The following is a 6,024-nucleotide window of genomic DNA, read 5'->3' as shown; positions in this document are numbered from 1 at the left end:
ACATCGCCAGGCTTTAAATTTAGTTTTTGCCTTTTTAAGAAGGTGAAGACAAAAGTTAAGAGAGCCCGTTTGAAAAAGCGGGCTTTTTTAGTCCTCACGGACACAGATAATGTGCTGATATGGCTCAGTCGGTAGAGCGCATCCTTGGTAAGGATGAGGTCCCCAGTTCGATTCTGGGTATCAGCACCATTTACTGTTTGTTTTACGCTTTAAATCAAAGCTTAAAACAAAACGTAAAGAATTTTGCTTGGCGACCATAGCGCTTTGGACCCACCTGATTCCATTCCGAACTCAGAAGTGAAACAAAGTAGCGCCGATGGTAGTGTGGGGTTTCCCCATGTGAGAGTAGGACATCGCCAGGTTCTTATTTAGACTCCAGAGTCTAACCAGTGCGGAGCGGTAGTTCAGTTGGTTAGAATACCGGCCTGTCACGCCGGGGGTCGCGGGTTCGAGTCCCGTCCGCTCCGCCACTTATTCCAGACCTCAGCAGAAATGCTGGGGTCTTTTTGTATTTACGATATTATTTTGGTCTGCGACCAACGAGTCCCGCTTGTGTGCAAGCCCAGCCACTCCGCCACTTATTTAAAAACCCAGTCTTCGGACTGGGTTTTGTCGTTTTAAAGCTCAAAAATGTTCCCTTTCAGGGAATGAGTCCCGGTTGCCCGCAACCCCGAACTAGGCGTCCCCGCCGACTCGCCACTTATTCCAGACCTCAGCAGAAATGCTGAGGTCTTTTTGTATTTGCGATGTTATTTTGGTCTACGACCAATGAGTCCTGCTCGTGTGCGAGTCCAATTACGAGCAAGCCCAGCCATTCCACCACTTATTCAGAAACCCAGTCTTCGGACTGGTTTTTGCGTTTTAGGGAATATGATTTTCGTTTATAGGAAAGTAAGGCTCGCAAGGTTTGTCTATAGCCTACAAGCCCAACTATTTATTCAGATATACGCCCCTAGTCTATCCACCCTTATTGAAAATCTACTCTGTCATTTGGTTACGTTAGAGATTCCCTCTAATGCTTTATCTATCAAGGAATGGGGCATTCAATAACACCAATCTTATGACCCATCAAATGGTTACCTTCTTCAATAATAGCTATCTTTGTTTGTGTTCTCTTATCGGTATCACCGGCTAACCCTACTGGGTCATCACTTCTCATATTTACGCTGAATAAAACTTTGTTTGCTTTACTCTTATTTGTCAGAAGGATTAACCTAGTAAAGGTTCTTATGGGAGTACAACCTAATGATGCAGCAGATAGAAAGTGAAACGCTAAGAGTCTTATTCGAAAGCCTGTCTTCTCAAGATGGGATTGCCGTTATTAACCCTGCGACTGAGCAAGAACTGATTCGCTTAAAGCCTAGCTCTTTGGATGAGTTAGATGTGCAAATAGAAGCGTGCAAATCGGCTCAAGTTGAGTGGGCAAAACTCAGCGCTAAAGCACGTTCCGCTTCCCTAAAAAAGTGGTTCCAATTGCTTGTAGAGCATACGGAAGACATCGCGAACATCATTACCTTAGAACAAGGTAAACCCCTTACTGAAAGTCGTGGAGAAGTCGCATACGGCGCATCTTTTGTTGAATGGTTTGCAGAAGAGGCTAAACGCACTTATGGTGAGGTTATTCCAGCCCCAGCGGTAGATAGACGCCTCTCTACCATCAAACAACCTGTCGGCGTGTGTACAGCGATTACACCATGGAACTTCCCTATTGCAATGATCACTCGAAAAGCGGCTCCTGCTCTGGCTGCGGGATGTGGGATGATCATTAAACCTTCTGAATTAACGCCTTTGACTGCTCTGGCTGTGGTGGAGCTTGCTCATCGGGCTGGTATCCCCAAAGCTCTATTGTCTACCGTTGTTTCTGAACAGGCGGCTGAGTTCGGTTTGGTATTAAGTACCGATCCTCGTATTAAGAAGATCTCTTTCACTGGTTCGACACGTGTCGGTAAGATCTTAATGAAACAAGCAAGTGATACGGTTAAAGCCGCTTCTATGGAATTGGGTGGTAACGCACCTTTTATTGTTTTTGAGGATGCAGATTTAGAAGCTGCAGCGAATGGCTTAATTGCTTCCAAGTTTCGTAATGCTGGACAAACCTGTGTGTGTACCAACCGCTTGTATGTACATCAGAGTGTGAAAGAGGCGTTCTTAACTAAGCTTCTTGATAAAGTGGCAAGCCTGGCGGTCGGTAATGGTCTTGAGGAAAATACAACTCTTGGCCCTGTTATCACTATGGCTTCTAAGCATCGTCTAGAGGCGGTAGTCGATCAGGCAGTACAAGAAGGAGCAACAATACTTAACCAGCCTCAAAAACTCACTGGGCGCTTTATGGAGCCTGTTATCTTAGATGATGTCGGACAAGGTATGGCGATCGTGCAACAAGAGTTGTTTGGTCCGGTTTTGCCAGTCATTAGTTTTGATGACGATGAACAAGTGCTCTCGATGGCTAATGACACCGAGTATGGTTTAGCTTGCTACTTCTATACCGATAGCTTGAAACGCATTATCCGATTTAGTGAAGGTTTGGAATACGGCATGGTAGGGATAAACGAAGGGATTATCTCTACGGAAGTTGCGCCGTTTGGTGGTATCAAAGAATCTGGCATTGGTCGTGAGGGTGCTAAACAAGGTATCGATGAGTACCTAGAGACGAAGTATATCTGCCTTGGAGGTTTGAGCTAACCTTCTCACGAGACAAAGACGGAAGCTGGGTATATCACCTGGCTTTTTGTTTATTGAGATAAAGGTAGATGAAGAGGGGAGCTGTGAGTTTTCTTCAGATGCAAAAAAGCCGCATCAAGTGATGCGGCTTTTTATAATATGGCTCCTCCTACTGGACTTGAACCAGTGACCTGCGGATTAACAGTCCGTCGCTCTACCAACTGAGCTAAGGAGGAACAGATTTTATTAAGTGGTGCCGACTACCGGAATCGAACTGGTGACCTACTGATTACAAGTCAGTTGCTCTACCTACTGAGCTAAGTCGGCACATTTTCGTTAATAAGTAATCGACTTACTAACTGAAAGATGGCTCCTCCTACTGGACTTGAACCAGTGACCTGCGGATTAACAGTCCGTCGCTCTACCAACTGAGCTAAGGAGGAATTATCTTGTTTAAGAATAAATGGTGCCGACTACCGGAATCGAACTGGTGACCTACTGATTACAAGTCAGTTGCTCTACCTACTGAGCTAAGTCGGCGTACCGTTATTCTTTTTATTGTTCGTGTAAGACACCAACAATTTTAAATTGTGGTGCCCGGAGGCGGAATCGAACCACCGACACGAGGATTTTCAATCCTCTGCTCTACCGACTGAGCTATCCGGGCGACGAGGTGTATTAAAAGGCTTTTCCGCTTTCACGTCAACAATAAAATTAAAATAAAATATCGTTTGATGAATTTGTGCTCGGAGTGGGCTGTTTTTATGCGTTTTTAACAGGAATGCACCATATTTTAAGCCTTGATTATGATAGGAGCATGAGTTCGCTTGCTAAATAAATACCATAAAAACAAAAAAGCACGTCCGAAAACGTGCTTTTTATTGAACAATTGACTTTAAACTAGTGCTTTACTGAGAACTTGTTCACCCAACCTTCAAGCTCATTCGCTAAAGACGCCAATGTCTGTGTGCTTGATTGGCTTTCTGTGACTACCGTGTTGAGCTGGCTACCGCTTTCTTCGATAAGGTTAATGCGATGCGCAATATCATCACTTACCTGAGTCTGCTCAGCGGCTGCTGTTGCGATTTGCTGGCTCATGGCCGTGATGGACTCTAATGCAGTTACTATCTGTTGTAGCGCTTCTGAGGCGTTCATAGACTCGGTTACTGTGCTTTCGCTAGTTTCGGCACAAATCTCCATCGTATGGATAGCGTTACGCGAACCTTCCTGAAGGTTAGAAATCATCTGTTGAATCTCTTTTGTGCTGTCTTGTGTGCGTCCTGCTAGGTTGCGAACCTCGTCTGCTACTACCGCAAAGCCTCGACCTTGTTCACCCGCACGAGCTGCTTCAATGGCGGCATTCAACGCCAGTAGGTTAGTTTGCTCAGCAATGTCGCCGATTACGTCGAGAACTTTCACAATACTGTTAACATCTTGGTCAAGATCCGCAACGGCTTTACTGGCTGTATTGAGCTGGGTCGCCAAGCCTTGAATATTATCTACCGTACTGTGGATCAATGATTGCGTGTGTTGGCTCTGCTTGTCTGCTTCATCGGTGTTATGTGCCGTGTCACTTGCCGAACTTGCAACATGGTTGGCTGAAGAAGCCATTTCTGTCATCGCTGTTGCGATCATCGCCGTCGATTGCTGCTGAGACATGGTCAAATCAGCAATAGAGTTAGAGCGCGATTCTACCGCTGATAGCTCTGAACGTAATGCGTGCATTGACGCGTCTAGATTGGTGACCATCTTAGCTAACGATTGACTCATCTCTTGCACCGCACCATAGATACTGTCTTTAGGGGCTGTGTATTCAAAGCTGGTTTGGATATTACCCTGAGCGACGGCCTGAACCGCCTCACGAACGTCATTCGGCTCACCACCAAGAAGGTTAAGCATCTTGCGGATAGAGATGATTAAGCCGCCTAGAATCGCGCCAGCAATCGCCAGACACAATGCTAGCTGCCATTGCGCTGTTGACCAGAAGCGTGCGTTGACTTCATTAAAGCCGATACCAGTACCGACAACCCAGTTCCAATGCGGTGTTTTCTCGGCGATAGAGTGCTTTTCTTCGATGGTGCCGTCAGGCAATTTTTGTGTCCAGGTGTATTCAACGATTTGACCTGTCTTACGACCTAGCACGTCCAAGATCAGCTGACCGACACTATTGCCATCACCGTCTCGAAAGTCATGGAAGCTAGTGCCATGCAATTGAGGGTCTAAAGGGGCTGCCACAAATAACATGTTCTCATCAGCAACATAGACGTATTCGTTGTCTTTGTAGATATTGTTGCGAAGTAGGCGAGTCGCGAGTGCTTTAGCCTCATCTTCAGGCATTTTGCCTTCTACCGCCATTTTCTCTACTTCAGTTAGAATGCTATAAGCACTCTTGAATAGCTCAGTCACTCGAGCTTTGTTATCAAGGTTACTTGCGACGCGAAGTGTCCAAAGACCCGTTGCAGTTAATGCAAGCAGGGCAATCAATATGATGGCCGATAATAAATAGGCTTGAGTTTTTAATTTCATAGTTAGCTCACAAAGCGTGTTCGTACTATGCAATGCATAGCTTATAAAGGGGCGTAATAATAAATTCATATTATTGAACTTGTATACACGCGCCTATCTGCGAGTGATGAAACTATGATTTGGATTAAATTTTTAGCGTGAAATAAGTGTTTTATATCAAATGAACTAGACGTTAATAGGGTTGTTTCTTGAAGGCGTTGAGGGAGAAGTTTCGACGGAACTAGAAAATAGGGGGAGAGTTTTGGATATTGCAGATAAGAAAAAAGCCAAGTCCGAAGACTTGGCTTTCTAAATTGGCTCCTCCTGCTGGGCTCGAACCAGCGACCTGCGGATTAACAGTCCGTCGCTCTACCAACTGAGCTAAGGAGGAACTATTCTGTTTGTGTCTTACTGTAAGCAAGTGCACCAAATATGGTGCCTCGAGGCGGAATCGAACCACCGACACGAGGATTTTCAATCCTCTGCTCTACCGACTGAGCTATCGAGGCAAAAGAATGGTGCCGACTACCGGAGTCGAACTGGTGACCTACTGATTACAAGTCAGTTGCTCTACCTACTGAGCTAAGTCGGCACACTTTATTCTTTTTAGAAGAGTTAGACTCTTCATTTTTAGAATCTCATTTACATGAAATTCTAGAAGTTGGCTCCTCCTACTGGACTTGAACCAGTGACCTGCGGATTAACAGTCCGTCGCTCTACCAACTGAGCTAAGGAGGAACTATTCTGTTTGTGTCTTACTTTAAGCAAGCGCACCAAATATGGTGCCTCGAGGCGGAATCGAACCACCGACACGAGGATTTTCAATCCTCTGCTCTACCGACTGAGCTATCGAGGCAA

2 protein-coding genes, 12 tRNA genes and 1 rRNA gene are annotated in these 6,024 nt (G+C 45.4%); 4 read left to right on the top strand and 11 right to left on the bottom strand.

Translation table 11 applies throughout. The features are described from left to right. Positions 1–113 precede the first annotated feature (113 nt). The 4 genes from L1076_RS09690 (at position 114) to L1076_RS09675 (ending at position 2,682) form a co-directional block, all read left to right on the top strand. Positions 114–189: transfer RNA gene (locus L1076_RS09690), tRNA-Thr, on the top strand. A 57-nt stretch (positions 190–246) separates the two neighbouring features. Beyond that, positions 247–362, top strand: a 5S ribosomal RNA gene (gene rrf / locus L1076_RS09685). Between the two features lie 31 nt (positions 363–393). Next, positions 394–470, top strand: a tRNA-Asp gene (locus tag L1076_RS09680). A 775-nt stretch (positions 471–1,245) separates the two neighbouring features. Then, positions 1,246–2,682, top strand: a complete 1,437-nt coding sequence (locus L1076_RS09675; protein ID WP_080774398.1) for an NAD-dependent succinate-semialdehyde dehydrogenase — start codon at positions 1,246–1,248, stop codon at positions 2,680–2,682. Positions 2,683–2,821: 139 nt separating this feature from the next. On the opposite strand, the gene L1076_RS09670 is transcribed toward L1076_RS09675, so the two are convergent. The 11 genes from L1076_RS09670 to L1076_RS09620 form a co-directional block, all read right to left on the bottom strand. Further along, a tRNA-Asn gene (locus L1076_RS09670) sits at positions 2,822–2,897 on the bottom strand. A 15-nt stretch (positions 2,898–2,912) separates the two neighbouring features. Then, positions 2,913–2,988 (bottom strand) — tRNA-Thr (locus L1076_RS09665). Positions 2,989–3,028: 40 nt separating this feature from the next. Beyond that, a tRNA-Asn gene (locus L1076_RS09660) sits at positions 3,029–3,104 on the bottom strand. 21 nt (positions 3,105–3,125) lie between these two features. Beyond that, positions 3,126–3,201 (bottom strand) — tRNA-Thr (locus tag L1076_RS09655). Between the two features lie 51 nt (positions 3,202–3,252). Continuing rightward, positions 3,253–3,328: transfer RNA gene (locus tag L1076_RS09650), tRNA-Phe, on the bottom strand. 233 nt (positions 3,329–3,561) lie between these two features. Further along, entirely contained in the window at positions 3,562–5,187 is a 1,626-nt protein-coding gene (locus tag L1076_RS09645) for a methyl-accepting chemotaxis protein (protein ID WP_042605284.1), read from the bottom strand. Between the two features lie 294 nt (positions 5,188–5,481). Next, positions 5,482–5,557, bottom strand: a tRNA-Asn gene (locus tag L1076_RS09640). A gap of 42 nt (positions 5,558–5,599) precedes the next feature. Beyond that, a tRNA-Phe gene (locus L1076_RS09635) sits at positions 5,600–5,675 on the bottom strand. 7 nt (positions 5,676–5,682) lie between these two features. Then, positions 5,683–5,758 (bottom strand) — tRNA-Thr (locus L1076_RS09630). Positions 5,759–5,828: 70 nt separating this feature from the next. Next, positions 5,829–5,904: transfer RNA gene (locus L1076_RS09625), tRNA-Asn, on the bottom strand. Positions 5,905–5,946: 42 nt separating this feature from the next. Then, a tRNA-Phe gene (locus L1076_RS09620) sits at positions 5,947–6,022 on the bottom strand. Positions 6,023–6,024: the final 2 nt, after the last annotated feature.

Source organism: Vibrio sp. MMG023, from assembly GCF_021654215.1.
Taxonomy (GTDB): Bacteria; Pseudomonadota; Gammaproteobacteria; order Enterobacterales; family Vibrionaceae; genus Vibrio; species Vibrio jasicida.
The sequence above is the reverse complement of the archived record's forward strand: the minus strand, read 5'-3'. Positions and strand labels throughout refer to the sequence as shown.